This window comes from Bacillus licheniformis DSM 13 = ATCC 14580, from assembly GCF_000011645.1.
Taxonomy (GTDB): Bacteria; Bacillota; Bacilli; order Bacillales; family Bacillaceae; genus Bacillus; species Bacillus licheniformis.
Genome location: NC_006270.3, coordinates 1,839,356 through 1,865,176 on the forward strand (window position 1 = coordinate 1,839,356; position 25,821 = coordinate 1,865,176).

Genomic DNA, 25,821 nt, shown 5'->3' on the forward strand with positions numbered 1-25,821 from the left:
GAACATCATGGATAATAAAACACGTTTTATGCAGCTGTATGAGCAAATTAAAAATCCGAACAACGGTTATTTCTCACCCGAAGGAATTCCCTATCACTCGGTTGAAACGCTCATATGTGAGGCGCCCGACTACGGTCATATGACGACATCTGAAGCGTACAGCTATTGGCTGTGGCTTGAAGCGATGTATGGCCGGTACACACAGGACTGGTCAAAGCTAGAAGCCGCCTGGGACAATATGGAGAAATATATTATCCCGGTCAATGAAGGAGACGGAAACGAAGAACAGCCGACCATGAACTACTACAACCCCTCAAGTCCAGCCACTTATGCTGCAGAACACCCCTACCCAGATCTGTACCCTTCAGCGCTGACCGGACAGTATCCGGCAGGAAATGACCCGCTCGATGCCGAGCTTAAAGCGACATATGGAAGCAACGAAACGTATTTAATGCATTGGCTGTTAGATGTTGACAACTGGTATGGCTTCGGAAATCTTCTGAACCCTTCGCACACTGCCGTTTATGTGAACACTTACCAGCGGGGCGAACAGGAATCCGTTTGGGAAACGGTTCCGCATCCGTCTCAGGATAATCAGACGTTCGGAAAACCGAATGAAGGTTTCATGAGCCTTTTTACAAAAGAAAATCAGGCTCCAGCACCGCAATGGCGCTACACCAATGCAACGGATGCAGATGCGCGCGCCGTTCAGGCGATGTTCTGGGCCAGGCAATGGGGCTACAGCAATACTAATTATTTAGAAAAAGCTAAAAAAATGGGGGACTTTCTCCGTTACGGCATGTATGACAAATACTTTCAAGAGATTGGAAGTGCCGCTGACGGCTCGCCTTCCCGCGGTGCTGGAAAAAATGCATGTCATTATTTAATGGCGTGGTACACCGCTTGGGGAGGCGGATTGGGACAGTATGCAAACTGGGCGTGGCGGATCGGTGCGAGCCATGTGCATCAAGGTTATCAAAACCCTGTTGCCTCTTATGCACTGTCAACGGCTGAAGGCGGATTGATTCCAAATTCATCCACAGCGCGAAGCGATTGGGAAAAGGCGCTGAAAAGGCAGCTAGAACTTTACACATGGCTGCTTTCTTCAGAAGGAGCCGTTGCCGGCGGCGCCACGAACAGCTGGAACGGCAACTACAGCGCATATCCGCAGAATGTCAGCACATTTTACGAAATGGCCTACACAGAAGCGCCTGTATATCACGATCCCCCTTCTAACAATTGGTTCGGGATGCAAGTCTGGCCGCTGGAAAGGGTGGCGGAACTGTATTATATTTTCGCAGAGAAAGGTGACAAATCGTCTGAAAGCTTCCACATGGCAAAGCATGTGATTGAAAAATGGATCGCATATTCACTTGATTATGTGTTTGTGGGCGAACGGCCGGTTACTGACGAAGAAGGCTATTATTTAAATGATGCGGGAGAACGCGTCCTTGGCGGCCAAAACCCGCAGATCGCCGTACAATCCGACCCAGGCGAGTTTTGGATTCCGGCAAACCTTGAATGGAGCGGCCAGCCTGATCCGTGGAAGGGATTTGATTCATTTACCGGAAATCCGGGACTGCATGTCACGACGAAGAATCCTTCTCAAGATGTCGGCGTTCTCGGCAGCTATATTAAAACGCTCGTCTTCTTTGCGGCCGGAACAAAAGCCGAAACCGGCGGCTTTACCGCTCTTGGAAACAAAGCCAAAAATCTGGCAAAAGAACTGCTTGATGCAGCATGGAGTAAAAATGACGGAATCGGTATCGCAGCAGAGGAAGAACATGAAGATTATATCCGCTACTTTACGAAGGAAATCTACTTTCCGAATGGCTGGAGCGGCAGAAACGGGCAGGGCAATACCATCCCTGGCCCCAACACTGTGCCGTCTGATCCGGCAAAAGGCGGTAACGGCGTCTATATCAGTCATGCGGAGCTCCGGCCGAAAATTAAAAATGATCCGATGTGGCCTTATTTGGAAAACAAATATCAGACCTCGTGGAATCCGAATACGGGCAAATGGGAAAACGGACTGCCGACCTTTGTATATCACCGTTTCTGGTCTCAGGTCGATATGGCGACAGCTTATGCTGAGTATGACCGTTTAATCGGAAATGCATAACAATCAATAGGAGAATATTAGATGCGCTTGGCCGTTTGGGCAAAGGCGGCGTTCAGCCGCCTTCTTTTTTAAAGGCAGGATTTAGGATTTTAGCGAGTGTTTTACACGATTATCTAAAAAGGAGATCAAAAGTTTGAGAGAAAAATGGTTAGCCTTATGTTTAAAGTCGATCATTCTGTTCGTTTTGATCATGGGAACCGTTCTTTTATCCGCAGTTCCGAAAGCTTCGGGAACAAGCGGGCCAGCAAAGCAAGAAAAGCAGAGCATCATCACCCCGGCTGATCTTTTGGAAAACATGAGCCCTGGATGGAACCTTGGCAACACGCTGGATGCTGTTCCGACAGAAGGCTCTTGGAACAATCCGCCGGTTCGCGAGCATACTTTTGATGATATTCGCGATGCGGGGTTTAAAAGCGTCCGGATTCCGGTGACATGGGATTCCCACATCGGCAGCGCTCCAGAGTATCCGATCGATACCGATTGGATGAACCGGGTAGAAGAAGTGACAGATTGGGCTTTGGAAAGAGAGTTTTACGTCGTGTTAAATATTCACCACGATTCTTGGCTATGGATCAGCCGGATGGGAAACAGCCAGCAGGAGACATTAGATAAGCTGGGGAAAGTCTGGAAGCAGATTGCCGAGCGCTTCAAAAACAAAAGTGAACGCCTCCTGTTTGAAATTGTCAATGAGCCGACCGGAATGAGCGCATATCAAATGAATCTGCTTAACCGAGAGATGCTGAACATCATCCGTTCGACCGGCGGCAAAAACGGCCAGCGGCTCGTAATCGTCGGGGGGCTTGAAGATAACAAAGATGAATTGCTTCATTCATTTGAACCGCCTGATGATGACCGGATTGTCCTCACATATCACTACTATTCTCCTTGGGATTACGTATCAAACTGGTGGGGCCGGACGACTTGGGGATCGGCAGCCGAAATCTCCGAGATGGAGGAGGATATCAAACCGGTTTATGAAAAATTTGTAAGGGAAGGATACCCGGTTATCATCGGTGAATACGGTACCCTCGGCGCCAATGAAAAGCATTCAAAATGGCTCTATCATGATACGTTTGTCCGCCTTGCCCACAAATATCAAATGGTCCCGATGTGGTGGGACAACGGGAATGACCAGTTTGACCGGGCTGAGAGACAGTGGCGTGATCCTGTTGTTAAAGAGATTGTCATTCAGGCGGGACGCGGCGTTCCCAATGCGATCATCAAACCGGCAGATCTTTTTATCAAAAAAGGTCAAAGCATCAGCGATCAGACGGTGGACATTCAGCTGAACGGCAATGTGCTGACTGGCATTTATCAGAAATCTGAACCATTAAAGGAAGGCAGTGATTATACAGTTGACAATGCCGGAAAAACGGTCTCTATTAAGGCATCCTGCTTGGCAAAGCTGCTGAACGGGGCGGGGCAGCCTGGGGTAAAAGCGCAGCTCACTTTTACGTTTCATAAAGGAGCCAGCCAGGTTATGGATATCATTCTTTATGATGACCCGAAGCTTGAAAAAAGCGAATTCACCATCAGTCAATCGGCAATCAGCGGTGATCTCAAAATCCCGGCGTCACTGAACGGAACGAAGCTGGCCACGGTTAAAGGAGTCGTCGATTCTACAGGAAGGCCGGTTCTTGAAGAAGTATGGTCATGGACGCCCTACTTGAACTATGACGAAGATTTTTACGAAAAAGACGGGGATTTGTATTTGAAAGAGCGGGTTTTAAAGTATTTGAAAAGCGATTCCACCTTTACATTTGAACTGTGGCCGAAAGGCGTGGAGGCGGTCGTGAAGGTGAAAATCACGCCTTGAACGGCCGGCTATCCTCTCAATGACGCCGTCCATGCATCCTCTTTATGAAAGCAGGGAAAAATAATGATGACGAAAAAGGGTTTATTGACAGTGCTGATGCCGTTTTTGCTTGCACTTTCCGCCATTCAGTTTGGCAATCCCCGGCCTGCACTAGCCGCGTCTCCTTTTGTTGAGACAGCCGGAACATCGTTCACTTTAAATGGGAAAGAATTTTATTTTGCCGGGACGAATAACTATTATTTTCATTATAAATCTAAAAAAATGGTCGATGATGTGTTCGAAGATATGAAAGCGATGAATTTGAAAGTGATCCGCATCTGGGGATTTCTTGACGGCCAGCCGCAGGAAAATACAGTCATGCAGCCAAGGCCGGGCATATATGATGAATCAGGCTTTTCAAAGCTTGACTATGCCATTTATAAAGCGGGGCAGACAGGGATAAAACTAGTCATCCCTTTTGTGAACAACTGGGATGATTTCGGCGGAATGAATCAATATGTCAGGTGGTTTCAGGCGGATGGACATGACGCCTTTTATACTCATCCGGACATTAAAGAGGCGTATAAAAATTATGTATCCTATATGCTGAACCGAGTCAACACATATAATGGCGTCAAATATAAAGATGATCCCGCGATTATGGCGTGGGAGCTTGCCAATGAACCGAGGGTCCAGTCTGACAGGACCGGAAATACACTTGTCGAATGGGCGGATGAGATGAGCGAATTTATTAAATCCATTGATCAGAACCATCTTGTAGCGGTTGGAGATGAAGGATTTTATCATATAGAAGGGCACCCTGATTGGCATTACAACGGCGGAGAGGGTGTGGATTGGAAAAGGCTGACCGCTCTGAAGCATATTGATTACGGCACATATCACCTCTATCCGGATCATTGGGGCAAAACGGCCGAGTGGGGGAATCAGTGGATCACAGACCATATTTGCGATGGAAAAGAAATCGGCAAGCCGGTCGTTTTAGAAGAGTACGGCTATCAGGATAAGTCCAGAAGGGACTACGTCTACAGAACCTGGCTTGAACTCATAGAAAAGCAGAGCGGTGCGGGCAGCCAATTTTGGATTTTGACCGGCATTCAGGATGACGGGACCCTTTATCCGGACTATGACGGTTTTCGGATCGTTTATCCGAGCTCTGCCGCTTCTGTCATTTCAGAGCACGCGGAGCGGATGAATGAAAAATCAGCCGCTTCCGAAATGCTTCAGACTAAACGCTGTCATGATTTGCAATAAAAATATGGTTATGGTATAGTTTTATTGGAAATGCTAACGATAGCCGAGGCGAAGAGTGGGGAAACCCGCTCTTTTGTATTGAACAGGCAATTTTGTCTCGACATGTTCATCGTTTTTTCTAAAATCCCCTGCTTTTGAAGCAGGGTTTTTACGAGGGAGCTGATGAATGGGAGCCTGCACAAGGAGGAAAAGTATGAGTAACAAAGTGATCGATACCGTCAGCGAAATGGTCCAGCCTATACTAGACAATCTTCAGCTTGAGCTCGTTGACATCGAATTTGTCAAGGAAGGCCAGAGCTGGTTTCTTCGCGTGTTTATTGATTCAGATGACGGCGTAGACATCGAGGAATGTGCCAAGGTTAGCGAAGCTCTTAGTGAAAAGCTCGATGAGGCTGATCCGATCAAGCAAAACTATTTTCTTGAAGTATCGTCCCCGGGAGCTGAGAGGCCTTTAAAGAAAGAAGCCGATTTCATGAAGGCGCTCGGAAAAAACGTATATATTAAAACGTACGAACCTATTGAAGGCAATAAAGAGTTTGAAGGCGAGCTTTCCGCATTTGACGGTGAAAACGTGGAGGTCACGGTGATGATCAAAACGCGCCGGAAAACGATCAATATTCCATATGACAAAGTAGCCAAAGCGAGGCTGGCTGTTTCGTTCAATTAATTTTTGACTGTTTAAGGGGGAAACCATAAACATGAGTAGTGAGTTGTTAGATGCCCTGACTGTTCTTGAAAAAGAAAAGGGAATCAGTAAGGACATTATTATTGAAGCAATTGAAGCTGCGCTCATTTCCGCTTATAAGCGGAACTTCAACCAGGCGCAGAACGTCAGGGTAGATTTAAACCGCGACACCGGTTCAATCCGCGTTTTCGCCCGCAAAGATGTCGTGGATGAAGTGTATGATCCGCGCCTTGAAATCTCGATTGAAGATGCCGTAAACATCAATCCGAACTACATTGTCGGAGATGTCGTGGAAATCGAAGTGACGCCGAAAGATTTCGGCCGCATCGCTGCCCAGACGGCAAAGCAGGTCGTGACCCAGCGCGTCCGCGAAGCGGAGCGCGGCGTCATCTATTCTGAATTCATCGACCGCGAGGAAGATATCATGACAGGCATCGTCCAGCGGATCGACAATAAGTTCATCTATGTCTCTTTAGGAAAAATCGAGGCGCTTCTCCCGGTTGCAGAACAGATGCCGAATGAAGTCTACAAGCCTCATGACCGGATCAAGGTGTTCATTACAAAAGTCGAAAAAACGACGAAGGGTCCGCAGATTTACGTTTCAAGAACTCATCCAGGTTTATTAAAGCGTCTCTTTGAAATCGAAGTGCCGGAAATTTACGATGGAACGGTCGAGCTCAAATCCGTGGCGAGAGAAGCGGGAGACCGCTCGAAGATTTCCGTCCGCACGGATAATCCCGACATCGATCCCGTCGGCGCCTGCGTCGGACCGAAGGGTCAGCGCGTTCAGGCGATCGTCAATGAATTGAAAGGCGAGAAAATTGATATTGTTCACTGGTCAAACGACCCGGTTGAATTTGTCGCCAATGCGCTGAGCCCTTCAAAAGTGCTCGACGTCATCGTCAATGAAGAGGATAAAGCGACAACGGTTGTCGTTCCTGACTATCAGCTGTCGCTCGCCATCGGAAAAAGAGGTCAAAACGCCCGCCTGGCAGCCAAGCTGACAAGCTGGAAGATCGATATTAAAAGCGAAACAGATGCAAGAGAGCTTGGAATTTATCCAAGGGAGCTTGAAGAAGAGGAGCCGGAAGAGCTTTTCTTGGAAAGCGAAACTCCAGAATCGGATGAATAAGAGGTGACCTTTGGTGAAAAGCCGAAAGAAGATCCCGCTTAGAAAATGCGTCGTAACAGGGGAAATGAAGCCTAAAAAAGAGCTCATCCGCGTCGTCCGTTCGAAGGAAGGCGAAGTTTCCGTTGACCCGACCGGCAAGAAGAACGGCCGGGGAGCCTACCTTACACTTGATAAAGACGTCATTTTAACTGCAAAAAAGAGAAACAGCTTAGCAAATCAGCTTCAAGCACAGATTGATGATCAGATTTTTGATGAACTGCTGGAACTGGCGGAAAAGGAGAATAGATAAATGTCGGAATCAGAATGGTTTTCCTTGCTGGGTCTGGCGAATCGAGCTCGAAAGGTCGTGTCCGGAGAAGACCTGGTTGTGAAAGAAATCAGGCATTCGCGCGCAAAGCTTGTTTTGCTTGCAGACGACGCATCGGCTAACACGGAGAAAAAAGTAACCGACAAATGCAGGCACTACGATGTACCGGTGAAAAAAGTCGGTGATCGTGTGCTTCTGGGCCGTTCAATCGGCAAAGAATCCCGTGTGGTTGTTGCTGTCACTGATCAAGGTTTTGCGAATACGTTGCTCCGAAAGCTCGATTAATTTTTTTTGGGGGTGAACGAATGGCTAAAATGAGAGTTTATGAATATGCAAAAGCCATAAATGTTTCAAGTAAGGATATTATCGCGGCATTGAAAGATATGAATATCGAAGTCAATAACCATATGGCGATGATCGAAGAAAATGCGATCAAACAGCTCGATCAAAAATTCAAGAAGAGCGCTAAACCTGCGGGAAATAAAAAGGATGCCGGTACAGGCGGACAAAAGCCGCAGCAAGAAGCCGCAAAACTGAATGCCGGAAGTAAGCCAAACAAAAATCGAGACGGAAAGAAGAATAACGTGCAGAATACTCAATTTAACAATAAAAACAAGAAGAAAAACAACAACAACAAAAAGAACAAACGCGGTAAAAATCATCAATCTCCTCAGGAGAAGCAGTTCAAGCCGAAAAAAGAACTGCCTGAAAAAATCGAATTTACCAACTCAATGTCGGTCGGCGCGCTTGCCGAAGAGCTCGGAAAAGAACCGTCAGAAATCATTAAAAAATTAATGCTTCTCGGCATCATGGCGACGATCAACCAAGATCTTGACAAAGATACCGTTGAGCTGATCGCTTCAGAATACGGCGTCGAAGTCGAAGAAGTGATCGTCCATGAAGAAACCGAATTCGAAAAATACGAAGAGCCGGATAACGAAGAAGACCTCGAAATCCGTCCTCCTGTCGTAACGATCATGGGTCACGTCGACCACGGAAAAACAACGCTTCTCGACAGCATCAGAAAAACGAAGGTCGTTGAAGGCGAAGCCGGAGGCATCACTCAGCATATCGGCGCTTATCAGATCGAGGAAAACGGCAAGAAGATTACCTTCCTCGACACTCCGGGCCACGCCGCGTTTACAACGATGCGCGCACGCGGTGCGGAAGTTACGGACATTACGATTCTCGTCGTAGCTGCAGATGACGGGGTCATGCCGCAGACGGTTGAAGCGATCAACCATGCGAAAGCGGCTGAAGTGCCGATCATCGTCGCTGTCAACAAAATCGACAAACCGACGGCAAACCCTGACCGCGTGATGCAGGAGCTGACTGAACACGGTCTTGTTCCTGAAGCATGGGGAGGCGAGACGATTTTTGTTCCTCTTTCCGCACTTTCAGGAGAGGGAATCGATGAGCTGATCGAAATGATCCTGCTCGTCAGCGAAGTCGAGGAGCTCAAAGCAAATCCGAACCGCAGGGCAAAAGGAACGGTCATCGAAGCCGAGCTTGATAAAGGTAAAGGTTCTGTCGCAACGTTGCTCGTTCAAAACGGAACGCTTCACGTCGGAGATCCGATCGTCGTCGGGAACACTTTCGGACGCGTTCGTGCGATGGTCAATGATGTCGGCAGACGCGTGAAATCGGCGGGACCGTCAACTCCTGTTGAGATCACCGGGTTGAACGAAGTTCCGAACGCAGGGGATCAGTTCCTTGTGTTCAAAGACGAAAAAACAGCCCGTTCCGTCGGCGAAGCGCGCGCTACCAAACAGCTTGAAGAACAGCGCAGCGATAAAGCGAAGCTCAGCCTTGATGACTTGTTTGAACAGATTAAACAAGGCGATGTCAAAGAAATTAACCTCGTCGTAAAAGCCGATGTTCAAGGCTCTGTTGAAGCGCTGGCCGCAGCTTTGCAAAAAATTGAGGTCGAAGGCGTCAGAGTCAAAATCATCCACACAGGCGTAGGTGCGATTACCGAATCAGACATTATTTTAGCTTCTGCATCAAATGCAATCGTGATCGGGTTTAATGTCAGACCTGACGGAAATGCTAAGAGTACCGCCGAAGCCGAAAATGTGGATATCCGCCTCCACCGCATCATTTATAAAGTCATCGATGAGATCGAAGCAGCCATGAAAGGCATGCTTGATCCTGAGTATGAAGAAAAAGTGATCGGCATGGTTGAAGTCCGTCAAACATTCAAAGTCTCTAAAATCGGAACGATTGCCGGAGGCTATGTAACGGAAGGTACGATCACGCGCGACAGCGGAATCCGCTTGATCCGCGACGGCGTCGTCATCTTTGAAGGGGAAGTCGATGTGCTGAAACGCTTTAAAGATGATGTCAAAGAAGTTTCACAAGGCTATGAATGTGGTATCACCATTAAGAAATACAACGACATACGCGAAGGCGATATGATCGAAGCGTATGTCATGCAAGAAATTGAAAGAAAGTGATCGGTTTCGTTGAATGCGAATGCATCATTTACGATGCATCATCACTCAAGGAAAAGCGGGCGGTGCTGAAGCGGATCATCACAAGAATCCGCGCCAAGTTCAACGTTTCTGTTTCAGAAATTGACTATCAGGACACTTGGCAGCGCACAAGCTTTGGTATCGCCGCCGTTTCTTCCTCTCGCGTGCAAACGGAAAAAGAGCTGCAGCGGGTCCTCGCCTTTATTGACTCTTTTCCGGAAATTGAACGGACGATCACGAGAACAGAGTGGTTTTAACGTAGAGGTGGTATGGTCATGACGATGAGAGCTACCCGTGTGGGAGAGCAGATGAAAAAAGAACTTGGTGACATTATCGGCAGAAAGCTGAAAGATCCGCGAATCGGATTTTTAACAGTCACCGACGTCAGGGTCTCAGGTGATTTGCAAATTGCCAAAGTGTATATTTCCGTTTTAGGCGATGAAAAGAAACGGGAAGAAACGCTCAAAGGCCTGGCAAAAGCAAAGGGCTTTATTCGTTCCGAACTTGGAAACCGAATCAGGCTTCGCAAAACACCTGAAATCCATTTTGAGTTCGATGAATCGATCGATTACGGAAACCGTATCGAAACATTGATTCACGAGCTGAACGCAAACAAAGAAGAATCATAAGCTGAAAAAGGATAGGCGGGCGACTGCCTGTCCTTTTTAGCTCCAAATGAGAAAGGGGCGAAGAAGCACGAATGTATAACGGAGTCCTTCTATTACATAAACCGGTCGGCATGACCTCGCACGACTGCGTCATGAAGATCCGCAAACTGCTGAAAACAAAAAAGGTCGGCCATACCGGTACACTGGATCCCGAGGTGTCGGGCGTTCTCCCGATCTGCGTCGGGAGGGCAACCAAAATCGTCGAGTATTTGACCGAAAAGTCCAAAACATATGATGCAGAGGTCACGCTTGGCTGTTCCACGGAGACAGAGGATCAGACGGGGGAAGTCACAGAAAAGAAACCCGTCTTAGCGCCGCCTGATGAACAGACCGTGCAGAGCGTCCTGAGATCTCTTGAAGGAACGATTGAGCAGGTTCCGCCGATGTATTCAGCTGTCAAGGTAGGCGGCAAAAAGCTGTATGAATACGCGCGGGCTGGAATCGAGGTTGAACGGCCGAAGCGGACCATCACCATCCATCATATCGAACTGACATCCGAGATCCGCCATGAGGGGGATAAAGCCCGCTTCCGGTTTGTTGTGACATGTTCAAAAGGCACATATGTCAGGACCTTGGCGGTAACCATCGGGGAGAAGCTCGGATATCCCGCGCATATGTCCAATCTGGTCAGGACCGCGTCAGGCCCTTTCACCCTTGACGAATGCTTGACCTTTGAAGACGTCGAAGGCTTGATCGCTGACGGAACATTGTCTGAAAAGCTCGTCCCCATCGAACGTGCGCTTGATCATTTGCCGAAATGGATAATTAGTGATACATTAGCTAAGAAAGTGGAAAATGGAGCGGTGCTTGAAACGCCCGGCAGCTTTTCTCATTTGACGAGCGAAGACCGCATTGCGGTCTTTACGGAAGCAGGCCGGTGCACAGCCGTCTATTATCCGCATCCGACCAAAACCGGTTTGTTGAAGCCGGCAAAAGTACTCGTGCAAAAAAGCGAACAATAGAAAAGGTGACCGTTCTTGAAGACGATACATATTTCCCACCCACACGACTTGAAGCGTGAGGATTTTCCGACATCAGTTATGGCATTAGGTTATTTTGACGGTGTTCACCTGGGACATCAGCAAGTGATTCTTACAGCAAAAAACACCGCGGCAAGAGAAGGGGTCAAAACGTCCGTGATGACCTTTCATCCCCACCCTTCTGCCGTGCTCAAAAAAGGCCGGGAGCCGAAGGATTTAATCACGCCTTTGCAAGACAAAATCAGCATCATTGAAGATTTAGGGGTCGATTTTTTATACGTTGTCACATTTACCCCTGAATTCGCTTCTCTATCACCTGAGGAATTTATCGATCAATATATACTCGGCTTTCATGTCACTCATGTTGTAGCCGGATTTGACTTTACCTTCGGGAAATTCGGCAAAGGCACTATGGAAAACTTCCAGGAGTATGCGAAAGGCCGTGTTAAAAGCACGTCTGTCGCAAAATATTCCAATCAGGATCAAAAGGTAAGCTCCACGAGGATCCGCAGCGTTCTGGGAGCCGGTGACGTCGAGTACGCTGCTGAACTGCTCGGCAGGCCGTACCATGTGAAAGGCTTTGTGATCCACGGCGATAAAAGAGGCCGCACGATCGGATTTCCGACCGCGAATATCGGCCTTAAAGACACATACATCGTCCCGCCGACAGGTGTGTACGCCGTTAAAGCCGAAATCGGCGGCGCTGTCTACAACGGCGTCTGCAATGTCGGATACAAGCCGACGTTTTACGAAAAACGGCCGGGTCAGCCTTCAATCGAAGTCAACTTATTCGATTTTGACCGTGACATATACGGCTCCGAAATCAAGGTTGAATGGTATAAGCGGCTGAGGAGCGAAAAAAAATTCGGCAGCGTTGACGAGCTTGTCGAACAGATTTCTAGAGACAAAGAAGAAGCGATCCGCTTCTTCAGAGAGCGGAAGCCGGCCGGAATCTAGATGTATGGAAACGGCAATACGCGTCAACAATGGTGATAAAAAGGTAAACTTCATCATAAATGGTTGCATTAGACCCGAACTTTTAGTATCATATTGTCTGTAGCTTTAAAACCGTTCACTTGGCAAATCGAATCACCGGCGTTTGCTAGGTAATCGGGGCTAATATTATATGGAGGTGAAACAGGATGGCAATTACTCAAGAGCGTAAAACACAACTCATCAATGAGTTCAAAACCCACGAATCTGACACGGGATCACCGGAAGTTCAGATCGCTATCCTAACAGATCAAATCAACAACTTGAACGAGCATTTACGCACTCACAAGAAAGACCATCACTCACGTCGCGGTCTTCTTAAAATGGTAGGTAAACGTCGTAATCTTCTTACGTATCTTCGTAACAAAGACGTAACTCGTTACCGTGAGTTGATCAACAAACTTGGATTACGTCGATAATCGTAAAAAGCGGGAGGATTCCCGCTTTTTTATCGTATAAGAACGAATATCCGGCAACTCTAAAACGCGTTGTTCATATAAATGATTTTAAATGACACCGATTCATTCTTTACATAGCACTTTGCCATTGATATGTTCAATTCATTTCGTTCATAATAGGAGTAACCTAAAAACTATCCGAAGAGAGGAGTTCATATAAGAATGGGACAAGAGAAACATGTCTTTTCCATAGATTGGGCCGGCCGCAAGCTCACAGTAGAAACCGGCCAGCTTGCAAAACAAGCAAACGGAGCTGTCATGGTGCGTTATGGAGACACTGCAGTGCTCAGCACCGCAACGGCTTCAAAAGAACCTAAAACCGTAGACTTTTTCCCGTTAACCGTAAATTACGAAGAAAGACTTTACGCCGTCGGAAAGATTCCGGGCGGGTTTATTAAAAGAGAGGGAAGACCGAGCGAAAAAGCGATTCTCGCCAGCCGGTTAATCGACAGGCCGATCCGCCCGCTGTTCGCAGACGGCTTCCGGAATGAAGTTCAAGTCGTCAGCATCGTCATGAGCGTTGACCAGGATTGTTCGTCAGAAATGGCGGCAATGTTTGGATCATCTCTTGCGCTGTGCGTATCCGACATCCCGTTTGAAGGGCCGATCGCCGGAGTGACGGTAGGCCGGGTTGACAACAAATTCATCATCAATCCGACACTTGAACAGCTTGAAAAAAGCGACATTCATCTCGTCGTAGCGGGAACGAAGGACGCGATCAACATGGTTGAAGCGGGAGCAGACGAAGTTCCGGAAGAGATCATGCTTGAAGCGATCATGTTCGGTCACGAGGAGATCAAACGGCTGATTGCCTTCCAGGAGGAAATCGTCGCCGCTGTCGGGAAAGAAAAATCAGAAATCACCCTGTATGAGATCGATTCCGATCTGAAAGAAAAAGTGCGGGGAATGGCCGAATCGAACCTCTTAAAAGCCATTCAGGTTCATGAAAAGCATGCGCGCGAGGACGCGATCAGCGAAGTGAAAAACGAGGTTTTGGCCAAGTTTGAAGAAGAGGAACACGATGAAGAAACGCTGAAACAAGTGAAAGACATTTTGTCCCAGCTTGTTAAAAATGAAGTGCGCCGTCTGATTACGGAGGAAAAAGTTCGTCCTGACGGCAGGGCTGTCGATGAGATCCGCCCGCTTTCTTCAGAAGTCGGACTGCTTCCGAGAACACACGGTTCAGGACTTTTTACAAGGGGACAGACTCAGGCGCTCAGCATTTGTACGCTCGGTGCGCTTGGCGATGTGCAGATTTTAGACGGTCTCGGCGTCGAAGAATCCAAACGCTTTATGCACCATTACAACTTCCCGCAGTTCAGCGTCGGGGAAACAGGGCCGATGCGCGGGCCGGGACGCCGCGAAATCGGGCACGGAGCCCTCGGGGAACGAGCGCTTGAGCCGATTGTTCCGTCTGAAAAAGACTTCCCGTACACCATCCGCCTCGTCTCTGAAGTGCTTGAATCAAACGGTTCCACTTCCCAGGCGAGCATTTGTGCAAGCACGCTAGCGATGATGGATGCAGGGGTGCCGATTAAAGCCCCGGTTGCCGGAATCGCGATGGGTCTTGTCAAATCAGGTGACAACTATACCGTCTTAACCGATATTCAAGGTATGGAAGACCATCTCGGGGATATGGACTTTAAAGTGGCGGGAACGTCCAAAGGCGTCACAGCTCTGCAAATGGATATTAAGATCGAAGGCTTATCGAGAGAGATTTTGGAAGAGGCTCTTCAGCAGGCGAAAAAAGGCAGAATGGAGATCCTTGAAAGCATGCTGAGCACATTGGCTGAATCAAGAAAAGAGCTTTCTCCTTATGCGCCGAAAATCTTGACGATGTCGATCAATCCGGATAAAATCCGCGACGTCATCGGACCAAGCGGAAAACAAATCAATAAGATCATTGAAGATACAGGCGTTAAAATCGATATTGAACAAGACGGCACAATCTTCATTTCTTCTACCGATGAAAGCATGAACCAAAAAGCGAAGAAAATCATCGAAGACCTTGTCAGAGAAGTTGAAGTCGGACAGCTTTACTTAGGTAAAGTGAAGCGGATTGAAAAATTCGGAGCTTTCGTTGAACTGTTCAGCGGAAAAGACGGTCTTGTCCATATTTCAGAGCTTGCGCTCGAACGGGTAGGAAAAGTCGAAGATGTCGTCAAAATCGGCGACGAGCTCCTTGTAAAGGTTACTGAAATCGATAAACAAGGACGCGTCAACTTATCAAGAAAAGCTGTACTGCGTGAACAGAAGGAAAAAGAAGAACAAAAATCGTAAAAAAAACGGTGTCTATCTTGCTTCTGTCTTCGTCTTCAAGCAACAGGAAGCCTGGGTAACCCGGCTTCTTTGTTTTAAGCCGTGAAAACGGTCCGGTTCTATCTTGTCCTTTTCTCACATATTTTGTGGGGAAGGGAGGAATACAATTGAAAGGAACGATTGTTCGGATTTCCGTTTTTTTCTTTCTTTTGCTGATGTCCTATCAGATGATGAACCGTCCGTATTCACAACATTACATAGATGCGATGAAAAAAGACGCGGTCACGGTTGCCGCTCAAAAGGACGATTTGTACCAGGAGCTTTTGCAAAAAGCGCCTGAATATGAAGTGAAGGCCCAGAATGCGAAAATTGATCACATATGGAAAGCGATGCCCGGCTACAACGGCTTAAAAGTAAACATCGAAAAATCGTACAAAAAAATGAAACAGGCCGGTGAATTTGATGAGAAACTGCTCGTTTATGACCAAGTGAAGCCTGACGTTCATTTAGAATCCTTAAAGCCTGAGCCGATCTACCGCGGACACCCGGATAAACCGATGGTATCGTTTATTATCAATGTCGCTTGGGGTAATGAATATTTAGAAGAGATGCTTCCCGTCTTACAACAGCATCGTATCAAAGCCACCTTTTTTCTGGAGGGCAGATGGGTGAAGCATCACCCCGAGCTGGCCAAAGCCATACAAAACGGCGGGCATGAAATCGGAAACCATTCATACAATCATCCGGATATGAGCAAACTGACGAGAGAACGTATTTCAGAACAGCTGCGGATGACAAATGAACAAATACAGGAAACGCTTGGCGTCAAGCCGAAGTGGTTCGCCCCGCCGAGCGGCAGCTTCCGCAAAGAGGTTGTGGATCAGGCTCACAAGATGGGGATGGGAACGATCATGTGGACAGTTGATACGATCGATTGGCAGAAACCGCAGCCGGCCGTCTTACAGCAACGGGTATTAAGCAAAGTACATAACGGCGCCATGATATTAATGCATCCGACAGATCCAACTGCAAAAAGTCTTGCCGTTTTGATACAGAACCTGCATGAAAAAGGCTATCAAATCGGAACTGTTTCACAGCTGATGAATGAAAAAAGGCTTGTTGAAGAATAGGATGTGCGGCCCGTTCTTTGAATAGGAGGAACAAATTTGATTAAACGGTATACTTGTCAAAATGGGGTAAGAATCGTATTCGAAAACAATCCCACCGTCCGGTCTGTGGCCATCGGAGTTTGGATTGGAACCGGATCAAGACATGAAACACCCGAAATTAACGGCATTTCGCACTTTCTTGAGCACATGTTTTTCAAGGGGACAAAAACGCGCACTGCAAGGGACATCGCAGAGTCTTTCGATAGAATCGGCGGACAGGTCAACGCGTTTACCTCAAAGGAATATACGTGCTATTACGCCAAAGTGCTCGATGAGCATGCAAGCTATGCTCTGGAAGTGCTTTCTGACATGTTCTTTCATTCATCATTTGACGAAGAAGAATTAAAAAAAGAAAAAAACGTCGTCTATGAAGAGATTAAAATGTATGAGGACACACCTGATGACATCGTCCACGATCTCTTGAGCAAGGCGTCATACGGCAGCCATTCCCTCGGCTATCCGATCCTCGGCACAGAGGAAACACTTGCCGAATTTGACGGAGATTCGCTCAGAAAATATATGAACGAATATTACACGCCTGACCGAGTCGTCATTTCCATAGCCGGAAATGTGCCGGAAACTTTTATAAAAGAAGCTGAAAAGCATTTCGGTTCATATGAAGCCAAAGGCAAAAGAACCGGCATGACAAAACCGGATTTTCACCATGAGAAAATGACGCGCAAAAAGGAAACCGAACAGGCTCACCTCTGCCTCGGCTTCAACGGGCTGGAAGCAGGCCATCCGGAAATCTACGATTTGATCGTTCTCAATAATATTTTGGGAGGAAGCATGAGCAGCCGCCTCTTTCAGGATGTCCGCGAAGATAAAGGTCTTGCATATTCCGTGTTCAGCTACCACACTTCCTATGAAGACAGCGGCATGATGACCATCTACGCGGGAACCGGCGCAAATCAGCTTCAGCTCCTGTCAGAAACGATTCATGAAACACTGCGTGCGCTGAAAAGCGACGGTATTACACCGAAAGAGCTTGAAAACAGCAAAGAGCAAATGAAAGGCAGCCTGATGCTCAGTCTCGAAAGCACAAACAGCAAAATGAGCCGCAACGGCAAAAATGAGCTTTTGCTCGGTAAACACCGGACGCTTGATGAAATCATCGAAAAGTTGAATGCCGTCAGCCTCGAGCGTGTGAACAATCTTGCCAACCGGATTTTCACCGATGATTACTCATCTGCATTAATCAGCCCGTCGGGTGAGCTGCCGAAATAATGCCTCCTTAAAACATGCTTGTCTTTTTAGGCAGGCATGTTTTTTGTTATCGGTTCATACATCATAACAAAAGGGGGTTTTTTTCATGAGGCTGAGTGAACTTTCGGGAAAAGAAATCGTTGATGTTAAGCGGGCCGAACGGCTCGGCGTACTGGGGCAGACGGACCTTGAGATCAATGAGCAGGACGGTCAGATTACCGCTCTTATCATCCCTTCTGTTAAATGGTTCGGACTAGGAAGAAAACAGGGGAATGACATTAAGGTGCCCTGGTCGCAAATTCAAAAAATCGGCTCGGATATGATCATTTTGGATGTTCCGGAAAGCAGCGTGACAAAAGAGGAGTAAGCAAGGTGGAAACCCGCCCGTCCCATGGGGGCGGGCTTTTTGTTTTTCTGGATTTCAATTCACCGCTATTTCCTTTTTGTCATATGATGAAATTAGCTTATGAATTAGATCCTTGTCAAAAAAGAAGGTGAATGTTAGAGCCATGTTAACCGGATTGACGATTGCAATCATCGGCGGCGATGCAAGGCAGCTCGAGATCATCCGCAAGCTGACGGAACAGGATGCAAAGGTCTTTTTAATCGGTTTTGATCAGCTTGATCACGGGTTTACCGGAGCTACAAAACTAAAGCTGAACGAACTTGATTTTGGCACAATAGACAGCATTATTCTGCCTGTATCGGGCACATCGATGGAAGGAACGGTTGCGACTGTTTTTTCCAATGAAAAAGTGGTGTTAAAACAGGAACATTTAGAAAAAACCAAGCCGCACTGCGCGATTTATTCAGGGATTTCAAACCAATATTTAGACGGCATGGCCAAAGGGGCGAACCGTCGTCTTATCAAGCTCTTTGAAAGAGACGATATTGCGATTTACAACTCGATACCTACAGTCGAAGGTGCCATTATGATGGCCATACAGCATACAGACTTTACGATTCACGGCTCGAATGTAATGGTTCTCGGGCTGGGGCGGACGGGAATGAGCATCAGCCGGACGTTCTCGGCGCTCGGCGCACGCGTAAAAGTCGGAGCTCGCGACTCCGCCCACCTCGCCAGAATCATGGAGATGGGCCTCACTCCTTTCCACACAAACGAACTTGCAGAGCATGTTGAAAATATCGACATATGCATCAATACCATTCCAAGCCTGATTCTCGATAAACATGTCCTCTCACGAATGACACCCAGAACATTAATTCTCGATTTAGCAACCCGTCCCGGAGGCACAGATTTTGATTTTGCCGAAAAGCAAGGCATTAAAGCGCTGCTTGCTCCAGGACTTCCCGGGATCGTCGCGCCTAAAACGGCGGGACAGATCATTGCCAATGTTTTGTGCAACCTTTTGTCTGAATTAACAACTGACCGAAAGGGGCTGTCATAATGTCGATCAAAGGAAAAAGAATCGGATTTGGCCTAACGGGTTCACATTGTACGTATGATGCCGTTTTTCCGCAGATTGAAGCGCTGATCAACAAAGGGGCTGAAGTCAGACCGGTCGTGACGCATACTGTCAAGTCGACGGATACACGCTTTGGAGAAGGGGAAGAATGGGTCAGAAGAATAGAAGAGCTGACTGGATTTGAAGTCATTGATTCCATTCCGAAAGCTGAGCCTCTCGGGCCGAAAACACCGCTGGACTGCATGGTTGTTGCGCCATTGACGGGAAATTCGATGAGCAAGCTTGCAAACGCCCAGACGGACAGTCCGGTTCTCATGGCGGCCAAAGCGACGATGAGAAACTCCCGTCCCGTCGTCCTCGGCATTTCAACGAATGACGCGCTCGGCTTGAACGGCGTCAACTTGATGAGGCTGATGGCGGCAAAAAATGTTTACTTTATTCCGTTCGGCCAGGATGACCCTTACAAAAAGCCGAATTCGCTCGTCGCCAAAATGGATCTTTTAGTGCCGGCGGTCGAAGAAGCGCTCTCCCATAAACAAATACAGCCTATCCTGGTCCATAATGATCAATAAATCTTTTGAAAATAAAGATGTAACAAAAAATATCAATCACCACGGCACACATCTATGTTAAAATAAAATGTAAAATGCATAGTCAACCAATCGTTTACGACGATTAAGGTGGAAGGAGTTTTACAATTGGGCAGAGGATTACATGTAGCAGTAGTTGGTGCGACAGGCGCTGTAGGACAGCAAATGTTAAAAACACTAGAAGACAGGAATTTTGAACTGGATAAACTGACTTTATTATCCTCAAAACGTTCAGCAGGTACGAAACTGACTTTCAAAGGCGAAGAGTACACAGTAGAAGAAGCTCGTCCTGAGAGCTTTGAAGGCGTCAACATCGCGCTTTTCAGCGCCGGGGGAAGCGTTTCGCAGGCGCTTGCTCACGAGGCTGTCAAACGCGGGGCGATCGTCATTGATAATACGAGCGCGTTCCGGATGGACCAAAACACTCCGCTCGTCGTACCTGAGGTCAATGAGGAAGATTTGCACAAGCACAACGGGATTATTGCAAATCCGAACTGTTCAACCATCCAGATGGTTGTTGCGCTCGAACCGATCCGCAAGGCTTTCGGTTTAAACAAAATCATCGTATCGACTTATCAGGCGGTGTCTGGAGCCGGAAACGAAGCTGTAAAAGAGCTCTACGGGCAAACCGAAGCCATTTTGAACGACAAACCGTTCGAGCCTGAGATCATGCCGGTGAAGAGTGATGAAAAACACTACCAAATCGCATTTAACGCTATTCCTCAAATCGATAAATTCCAGGAAAACGGCTTTACGTTTGAGGAAATGAAAATGATAAATGAAACGAAAAAAATCATGCACATGCCTGAGCTTCAAGTTTCAGCCACATGTGTCAGACTGCCGATTGCAACAGGGCATTCAGAATCCGTCTACATCGAAACAGACCGTGATGATGTGACAGCAGAGGATATTAAAAATCTGTTAAAAGAAGCTCCAGGCGTCGTTCTGCAGGATGATCCAGCTAAACAGGTCTATCCGATGCCTGCAGATGCAGTAGGGAAAAGAGACGTATTTGTCGGCCGGGTGAGAAAAGACCTTGACCGCCCGAACGGTTTCCATCTGTGGATCGTTTCCGACAACCTGCTGAAAGGCGCGGCATGGAATTCCGTACAAATCGCAGAAAGCCTAAAAGCTTTAAATTTAGTTTAAGATTTCTAACGGGATGTGAGAAGAGAGTGAGGCAAAAATGAAGGCCTGCTCTCTTCTGTTACGTCCGAAATCAACTTGGAGTGAAATAAAGTGAAAATCATCGTTCAAAAATTCGGCGGAACGTCTGTAAAAGATGACCGCGGCAGAAAGCTTGCCTTAAACCATATTAAGGAAGCGGTCAATGAAGGATACAAAGCGGTTGTCGTCGTATCGGCCATGGGCCGGAAAGGCGATCCGTATGCGACTGATTCATTGCTTGATCTGCTTTACGGCGGACAGGATACAATTACCGAGCGTGAGCAGGATATGCTTTTATCATGCGGGGAAACGATTTCCTCTGTTGTGTTCGCCAGCATGCTTTTGGAAAACGGGATTAAAGCTGCTGCTTTAACCGGTGCGCAAGCGGGCTTTTTAACAGACAACAACCATACGAATGCAAAGATTCTCGAAATGAAGCCGGAGCGGCTTGTCAGCATGCTGGCCGACCATGATGCGGTCGTCGTCGCAGGCTTCCAAGGCGCGACTGCAAAAGGGGATATCACAACGATCGGCCGCGGCGGAAGCGATACATCGGCCGCTGCGCTTGGCGCGGCTCTGGACGCGGAATTTATCGATATTTATACAGATGTCGAAGGCGTCATGACAGCTGATCCGCGCATCGTTGAAAAAGCGAAGCCGCTGCCTGTGATTACCTATACGGAAATCTGTAATTTAGCCTATCAGGGGGCCAAGGTGATCCACCCGAGAGCCGTTGAAATCGCAATGCAGGCGAAAGTGCCGATCCGCGTGCGTTCAACCTATTCAAACGAAACCGGTACGCTCGTCACAAGCCATCACAACTCGAAAGCCGGAAGCGACGTTTTTGAGCGGCTCATCACAGGCATCGCCCATGTGAAAGACGTGACACAGTTTAAAGTCCCGGCAAAAGAAGGACAATATAACGTACAGACTGAAGTGTTTAAAGCGATGGCGAATGCGGGCATCAGCGTCGATTTCTTCAATATTACACCAAGTGAAATTGTCTACACGGTGGCTGGAAACATGACAGACCGCGCCCACAGCATCCTGAAGGAATTGGGCTATGAACCGGCCGTGACGAGAAATTGCGCGAAAGTGTCAGCGGTTGGCGCGGGGATTATGGGCGTTCCAGGCGTCACCTCAAAAATCGTTACCGCTTTGTCAGAAAAAGGCATTCCGATCCTGCAGTCTGCTGACAGCCATACGACGATATGGGTGCTCGTGCACGAGAAAAATATGGCGACGGCCGTAAATGCGCTGCATGAAGTGTTTGAACTGTCAAAATAAATATGATTGAATCATGATGAGGTGAAAAAAATGAACTTCGGAAATATCGCAACCGCGATGGTTACGCCCTTTGACAAAAATGAAAATATCGATTTTCAAAAACTGTCAAAGCTGATCGATTATTTACTAAACAATGGGACGGATTCCCTGGTCGTTGCCGGAACAACCGGAGAATCGCCGACGCTTTCCGAAGAAGAAAAGGTAGCGCTCATTCAATACTCTGTCAAGGAAGCGGCAGGCCGTGCCCCAATCATCGCCGGCACGGGAAGCAACAACACGAAGGCGTCGATCAAGCTGACGAAAAAAGCTGAAGAAGCCGGCGCTGACGCTGTCATGCTCGTCACTCCGTACTACAACAAGCCTTCTCAGGAAGGCATGTACCGCCATTTCAGAGCGATTGCGGAGGAAACATCGCTGCCTGTCATGCTTTATAATGTGCCGGGAAGAACGGCTGCTTCGCTCGCACCAGAGACGACAATCCGCCTTGCGGAGATCCCGAATATTATCGCCATTAAAGAAGCGAGCGGCGACCTAGATGCGATAACAAAAATCGTAGCCGAAACCCCTGAGGACTTTGCAGTTTATTCAGGAGATGACAGCCTGACACTGCCGGCGCTGTCCGTGGGAGCGAGAGGAATCGTTTCCGTTGCATCACACATCATCGGACCGGAAATGCAGGAAATGATCAAACATTATACCGAGGGGAACACGGCTCAGGCTGCTTTGATCCATCAAAAGCTGCTTCCGCTGATGAAAGGGCTTTTTGCCGCACCGAACCCGTCTCCATTAAAGACGGCTCTTCAGCTGAAGGGTCTTGACGTCGGGTCCGTCCGGCTCCCTTTGATTCCGCTAAATGAAGATGAACGACTCCGTTTAAGCAGCCTGATGAACGGCCTGTAAAAAACAATACGGACGAAAACGGTCATTCTCTTTTGGAGGGGATGACCGTTTGTCATATACATAATGGTTCTTGTTTTCTAAATTTAGATTCAGGTATAATAGGGACAAGTGATGATGGACGGGTACTTAGATTAGGAGGATTACAATTTGAAAAAAAATACAGAAAATATTAGAATCATCGCCTTAGGAGGCGTCGGAGAGATCGGAAAAAACCTCTATGTCATTGAAATCGATTCAGACATATTCGTGGTTGACGCCGGCCTCATGCATCCAGAAAATGAAATGCTGGGTATCGATGTGGTCATCCCTGACATTTCTTATTTAATTGAACGATCTGACCGCGTAAAGGCGATTTTTCTCACACACGGGCATGAAGAAAACATCGGCGGCGTATTTTACTGCCTGAACAAGCTTTCTGTGCCTGTTTACGGAACGAAGCTGACGCTTGCCCTTTTAAAGGAAACGCTGAAGCAGTACGGTGTAAACAAAAAGCCCGATTTAAGAGAAATTCATTCAAAATCCGTTATTACATTTGAATCGACAAAGGTGTCATTCTTCAAAACAAATCACAGCATCCCGGATTCCGTCGGTGTCAGCTTTAAAACATCCCTCGGATCCATCGTGTGCACAGGCGATTTTAAATTTGACCAGACACCTGTGTTAAACCAGACAAGCGACATCGGCGAAATTGCCAAAATCGGCAACAGCGGTGTGCTGTGCCTGCTTTCCGACAGCGCCAATGCCGAGAAGCCGGGCTATACGCCTTCAGAAGCACTCGTTGGCGGAGAGATATCCGATGTGATGTACAACGCCGAAAACCGCGTGATTATTGCCGTGTTCGCGTCTAACTTTAACCGGATTCAGCAGGTGATTGATGCCGCGCTGCAAAACGGCAGGAAGCTTGCAGTTTCAGGGAAAAATATTTCGGCGATACTCCAGCTGGCGATGAAACTCGGGTATGTCACGGCAGATGAAGATATGTTCATCCCTGTCCAAGAAGTCAAAAAGTATCCAAAAAGAGAAGTCGCGATTTTGACAGGGGACAACCATGGAGAGCCGCTCGCCGCATTGACCAGGATCGCAAAACAAGGGCATAAGCAGCTTGACATTGAGGAAGGGGATACCGTCCTGATCGCATCCTCCCCTATCCCGGGTCAGGAGCTTGTTTACTCCAAAGCGGTCGATCTCTTAACGAGAGCGGGCGCCCAGGTCGTATTCGCACAAAAACGCGTCCATGTATCAGGCCATGGCTGTCAAGAAGAGCTGAAGCTGATGCTCAACTTGCTGAAGCCGAAGTATTTAATCCCCGTAAACGGTGAATACAGAATGCAAAAAGCGCATTCCAAGCTTGCCGAAGAAATCGGCATGAAACGGAGCGACATTTTCCTGATTGAAAAAGGAGATGTCGTGGAATTCCGCGGACAAAACGTTAAAATCGGCGATAAAGTACACTCAGGCAATATATTGATCGACGGACTCGGCGTCGGCGATATCGGCAACATCGTGCTCAGAGACCGCCGTCTGCTATCCCAGGACGGAATCTTAATTGTTGTGATTACCCTTGATAAAAAGAAAAAACATCTAGTTTCAGGACCCGAAATTATCACGAGAGGTTTTGTCTATGTCAGAGAATCTGAACAGCTGATCGTTGAAGCGACAGAGCTTGTCAGGGAACTCGTCAACGAAAGCACAGAAAACGCCGTCGTCGAATGGTCCGCCTTAAAACAGACGATGCGTGAGGCATTAAACCAGTTCCTATACGAAAAAACGAAACGAAAACCAATGATCATTCCAATCATCATGGAAGTATAAAAAACCAAGAGACTCCTCTTGGTTTTTTTTCATGCCTTTTGCGTTGAATGAAAAAAACGCCATTGTCCATAATACAAAAGAAACTCGAGAAAGAGGTGAGCCAGATGGATTCAAACCGGATACAAAACGGGGACAGCCAAGGGGAGCAGCCGGCTAAGCAGGACGCAAAAGACAGTCTCGTCAACAAAATCCAGCAGCTCGGCGAAACGACACTCCCGCAGATGGGGCAGGACACCAACATTCACTGCCTGACCATTATCGGACAAATTGAAGGTCACGTCCAGCTTCCTCCCCAAAACAAAACAACAAAGTATGAACATGTGATTCCCCAGATCGTTGCAGTAGAGCAGAATCCTAAAATCGAAGGTCTGCTCATCATCTTAAACACGGTCGGAGGAGACGTAGAAGCGGGCCTTGCGATTGCGGAAATGCTGGCGTCCCTGTCAAAGCCGACGGTCTCTATCGTACTGGGCGGCGGACATTCAATCGGAGTTCCAATCGCAGTGTCCTGCGACCACAGCTATATCGCTGAAACAGCTACGATGACGATCCATCCGGTCAGGCTGACAGGGCTTGTCATCGGTGTGCCGCAGACATTTGAGTATCTCGACAAAATGCAGGAAAGGGTCATCAATTTCGTGACAAGCCATTCCAACATATCGGAAGAAAAATTTAAAGAACTGATGTTTTCAAAAGGCAATTTAACCCGTGACATCGGGACGAATGTCGTAGGAAACGATGCGGTTAAATACGGATTAATCGATGAAACCGGCGGAGTCGGACAGGCGATTCAAAAGCTGAATGAATTAATCGAACAAAACAAGGGCGCCCAGGAAGGGATGATCCAATGATTCTGTATACGACAATGCCGCAGGAAATCGTGTTCGCAGGGCAGGCGGAAAACTCGAACTTAAAACAGATCGATGTAAACGGCGTGCCCCTTTTAGTCGAGATGAACGGAGAGGAAGCAAGGGTCGTTCAGGTTCTCAGCACGAACCCGATGGATTTTTTAAAACAAGAAACGGCCCCTGGGCAGACGCTTAAACTGACATTTTATAAATAGCTGGAGTGTCTCAAGGATAAATATGCTATAATAGGGGAATCCAGAGGAAAATCGC

25 protein-coding genes are annotated in these 25,821 nt (G+C 47.6%); all 25 read left to right on the top strand.

Annotation, left to right across the window (positions count from 1 at the left end; translation table 11 throughout):
- Window positions 1-7: 7 nt before the first annotated feature.
- The gene (locus TRNA_RS30820; RefSeq protein WP_011197980.1) at window positions 8-2,122 is read left to right on the top strand and encodes a glycoside hydrolase family 48 protein; all 2,115 of its coding nucleotides are present in this window, start codon (window positions 8-10) and stop codon (window positions 2,120-2,122) included.
- A 133-nt stretch (window positions 2,123-2,255) separates the two neighbouring features.
- Window positions 2,256-3,938 (top strand): cellulase family glycosylhydrolase, encoded by a 1,683-nt coding sequence (locus TRNA_RS30825; protein ID WP_011197981.1) that lies wholly within the window; start codon window positions 2,256-2,258, stop codon window positions 3,936-3,938.
- 63 nt (window positions 3,939-4,001) lie between these two features.
- Entirely contained in the window at window positions 4,002-5,189 is a 1,188-nt protein-coding gene (locus TRNA_RS30830) for a glycoside hydrolase 5 family protein (protein ID WP_003181860.1), read from the top strand.
- Window positions 5,190-5,382: 193 nt separating this feature from the next.
- Entirely contained in the window at window positions 5,383-5,856 is a 474-nt protein-coding gene (gene rimP, locus TRNA_RS30835; protein WP_009328500.1) for a ribosome maturation factor RimP, read from the top strand.
- Between the two features lie 31 nt (window positions 5,857-5,887).
- Entirely contained in the window at window positions 5,888-7,006 is a 1,119-nt protein-coding gene (gene nusA / locus TRNA_RS30840; protein ID WP_003181864.1) for a transcription termination factor NusA, read from the top strand.
- A gap of 13 nt (window positions 7,007-7,019) precedes the next feature.
- Window positions 7,020-7,295 (top strand): RNase P modulator RnpM, encoded by a 276-nt coding sequence (gene rnpM, locus TRNA_RS30845; protein WP_009328499.1) that lies wholly within the window; start codon window positions 7,020-7,022, stop codon window positions 7,293-7,295.
- Window positions 7,296-7,598 (top strand): YlxQ family RNA-binding protein, encoded by a 303-nt coding sequence (locus TRNA_RS30850; protein ID WP_003181867.1) that lies wholly within the window; start codon window positions 7,296-7,298, stop codon window positions 7,596-7,598.
- 20 nt (window positions 7,599-7,618) lie between these two features.
- Entirely contained in the window at window positions 7,619-9,769 is a 2,151-nt protein-coding gene (gene infB, locus TRNA_RS30855; protein ID WP_009328498.1) for a translation initiation factor IF-2, read from the top strand.
- The gene (locus tag TRNA_RS30860) at window positions 9,766-10,044 is read left to right on the top strand and encodes a DUF503 domain-containing protein (protein ID WP_003181871.1); all 279 of its coding nucleotides are present in this window, start codon (window positions 9,766-9,768) and stop codon (window positions 10,042-10,044) included. The genes infB and TRNA_RS30860 overlap by 4 nt, the downstream gene beginning before the upstream one ends.
- Window positions 10,045-10,062: 18 nt before the next feature.
- Window positions 10,063-10,416, top strand: a complete 354-nt coding sequence (gene rbfA / locus TRNA_RS30865) for a 30S ribosome-binding factor RbfA (RefSeq protein WP_003181873.1) — start codon at window positions 10,063-10,065, stop codon at window positions 10,414-10,416.
- 71 nt (window positions 10,417-10,487) lie between these two features.
- Window positions 10,488-11,417: a tRNA pseudouridine(55) synthase TruB gene (gene truB, locus TRNA_RS30870; RefSeq protein ID WP_003181875.1), complete on the top strand. Its 930-nt coding sequence runs from the start codon at window positions 10,488-10,490 to the stop codon at window positions 11,415-11,417.
- 15 nt (window positions 11,418-11,432) lie between these two features.
- A complete protein-coding gene (gene ribF / locus TRNA_RS30875; protein ID WP_003181877.1) occupies window positions 11,433-12,392 on the top strand; it encodes a bifunctional riboflavin kinase/FAD synthetase in 960 nt (319 codons plus the stop codon).
- Between the two features lie 185 nt (window positions 12,393-12,577).
- A complete protein-coding gene (gene rpsO, locus TRNA_RS30880; RefSeq protein WP_003181879.1) occupies window positions 12,578-12,847 on the top strand; it encodes a 30S ribosomal protein S15 in 270 nt (89 codons plus the stop codon).
- 201 nt (window positions 12,848-13,048) lie between these two features.
- Entirely contained in the window at window positions 13,049-15,166 is a 2,118-nt protein-coding gene (pnp, locus tag TRNA_RS30885) for a polyribonucleotide nucleotidyltransferase (protein ID WP_003181881.1), read from the top strand.
- Window positions 15,167-15,360: 194 nt separating this feature from the next.
- On the top strand, window positions 15,361-16,275 hold the full coding sequence (locus TRNA_RS30890) for a polysaccharide deacetylase family protein (protein WP_011201653.1): 915 nt from the start codon (window positions 15,361-15,363) through the stop codon (window positions 16,273-16,275).
- A gap of 36 nt (window positions 16,276-16,311) precedes the next feature.
- Entirely contained in the window at window positions 16,312-17,541 is a 1,230-nt protein-coding gene (locus tag TRNA_RS30895; RefSeq protein WP_003181885.1) for a M16 family metallopeptidase, read from the top strand.
- Window positions 17,542-17,626: 85 nt separating this feature from the next.
- Window positions 17,627-17,887, top strand: a complete 261-nt coding sequence (locus TRNA_RS30900; RefSeq protein WP_003181887.1) for a YlmC/YmxH family sporulation protein — start codon at window positions 17,627-17,629, stop codon at window positions 17,885-17,887.
- 142 nt (window positions 17,888-18,029) lie between these two features.
- Window positions 18,030-18,929, top strand: a complete 900-nt coding sequence (gene dpaA / locus TRNA_RS30905; RefSeq protein ID WP_003181889.1) for a dipicolinic acid synthetase subunit A — start codon at window positions 18,030-18,032, stop codon at window positions 18,927-18,929.
- Window positions 18,926-19,519: a dipicolinate synthase subunit B gene (gene dpaB, locus TRNA_RS30910; RefSeq protein ID WP_025804556.1), complete on the top strand. Its 594-nt coding sequence runs from the start codon at window positions 18,926-18,928 to the stop codon at window positions 19,517-19,519. Before dpaA ends, dpaB begins: the two co-directional genes overlap by 4 nt.
- A 126-nt stretch (window positions 19,520-19,645) precedes the next feature.
- Window positions 19,646-20,686 carry an aspartate-semialdehyde dehydrogenase gene (gene asd / locus TRNA_RS30915; protein WP_003181892.1) on the top strand — a complete coding sequence of 347 codons (1,041 nt, stop codon included), beginning with the start codon at window positions 19,646-19,648 and terminating at the stop codon, window positions 20,684-20,686.
- Between the two features lie 90 nt (window positions 20,687-20,776).
- Window positions 20,777-21,991 (top strand): aspartate kinase, encoded by a 1,215-nt coding sequence (dapG, locus tag TRNA_RS30920; RefSeq protein ID WP_003181894.1) that lies wholly within the window; start codon window positions 20,777-20,779, stop codon window positions 21,989-21,991.
- 30 nt (window positions 21,992-22,021) lie between these two features.
- Window positions 22,022-22,891: a 4-hydroxy-tetrahydrodipicolinate synthase gene (gene dapA, locus TRNA_RS30925; RefSeq protein WP_003181896.1), complete on the top strand. Its 870-nt coding sequence runs from the start codon at window positions 22,022-22,024 to the stop codon at window positions 22,889-22,891.
- A gap of 147 nt (window positions 22,892-23,038) precedes the next feature.
- On the top strand, window positions 23,039-24,703 hold the full coding sequence (gene rnjB / locus TRNA_RS30930) for a ribonuclease J2 (protein ID WP_003181900.1): 1,665 nt from the start codon (window positions 23,039-23,041) through the stop codon (window positions 24,701-24,703).
- 104 nt (window positions 24,704-24,807) lie between these two features.
- On the top strand, window positions 24,808-25,554 hold the full coding sequence (locus TRNA_RS30935; RefSeq protein ID WP_003181902.1) for a ClpP family protease: 747 nt from the start codon (window positions 24,808-24,810) through the stop codon (window positions 25,552-25,554).
- The gene (locus TRNA_RS30940; protein WP_003181904.1) at window positions 25,551-25,766 is read left to right on the top strand and encodes a YlzJ-like family protein; all 216 of its coding nucleotides are present in this window, start codon (window positions 25,551-25,553) and stop codon (window positions 25,764-25,766) included. The genes TRNA_RS30935 and TRNA_RS30940 overlap by 4 nt, the downstream gene beginning before the upstream one ends.
- The last annotated feature ends 55 nt before the right edge of the window (window positions 25,767-25,821 follow it).

What these genes read in the sequence shown, in the direction of transcription:
- dpaA (WP_003181889.1), top strand. Translation starts at nt 18,030, where the DNA reads ATGTTAACCGGATTGACGATTGCAATCATCGGCGGCGATGCAAGGCAG.
- rimP (WP_009328500.1), top strand. Translation starts at nt 5,383, where the DNA reads ATGAGTAACAAAGTGATCGATACCGTCAGCGAAATGGTCCAGCCTATA.
- TRNA_RS30830 (WP_003181860.1), top strand. Translation starts at nt 4,002, where the DNA reads ATGATGACGAAAAAGGGTTTATTGACAGTGCTGATGCCGTTTTTGCTT.
- truB (WP_003181875.1), top strand. Translation starts at nt 10,488, where the DNA reads ATGTATAACGGAGTCCTTCTATTACATAAACCGGTCGGCATGACCTCG.
- TRNA_RS30940 (WP_003181904.1), top strand. Translation starts at nt 25,551, where the DNA reads ATGATTCTGTATACGACAATGCCGCAGGAAATCGTGTTCGCAGGGCAG.
- dapA (WP_003181896.1), top strand. Translation starts at nt 22,022, where the DNA reads ATGAACTTCGGAAATATCGCAACCGCGATGGTTACGCCCTTTGACAAA.
- rbfA (WP_003181873.1), top strand. Translation starts at nt 10,063, where the DNA reads ATGACGATGAGAGCTACCCGTGTGGGAGAGCAGATGAAAAAAGAACTT.
- pnp (WP_003181881.1), top strand. Translation starts at nt 13,049, where the DNA reads ATGGGACAAGAGAAACATGTCTTTTCCATAGATTGGGCCGGCCGCAAG.
- TRNA_RS30900 (WP_003181887.1), top strand. Translation starts at nt 17,627, where the DNA reads ATGAGGCTGAGTGAACTTTCGGGAAAAGAAATCGTTGATGTTAAGCGG.
- TRNA_RS30890 (WP_011201653.1), top strand. Translation starts at nt 15,361, where the DNA reads ATGTCCTATCAGATGATGAACCGTCCGTATTCACAACATTACATAGAT.
- TRNA_RS30850 (WP_003181867.1), top strand. Translation starts at nt 7,296, where the DNA reads ATGTCGGAATCAGAATGGTTTTCCTTGCTGGGTCTGGCGAATCGAGCT.
- nusA (WP_003181864.1), top strand. Translation starts at nt 5,888, where the DNA reads ATGAGTAGTGAGTTGTTAGATGCCCTGACTGTTCTTGAAAAAGAAAAG.
- TRNA_RS30820 (WP_011197980.1), top strand. Translation starts at nt 8, where the DNA reads ATGGATAATAAAACACGTTTTATGCAGCTGTATGAGCAAATTAAAAAT.
- rpsO (WP_003181879.1), top strand. Translation starts at nt 12,578, where the DNA reads ATGGCAATTACTCAAGAGCGTAAAACACAACTCATCAATGAGTTCAAA.
- TRNA_RS30935 (WP_003181902.1), top strand. Translation starts at nt 24,808, where the DNA reads ATGGATTCAAACCGGATACAAAACGGGGACAGCCAAGGGGAGCAGCCG.
- infB (WP_009328498.1), top strand. Translation starts at nt 7,619, where the DNA reads ATGGCTAAAATGAGAGTTTATGAATATGCAAAAGCCATAAATGTTTCA.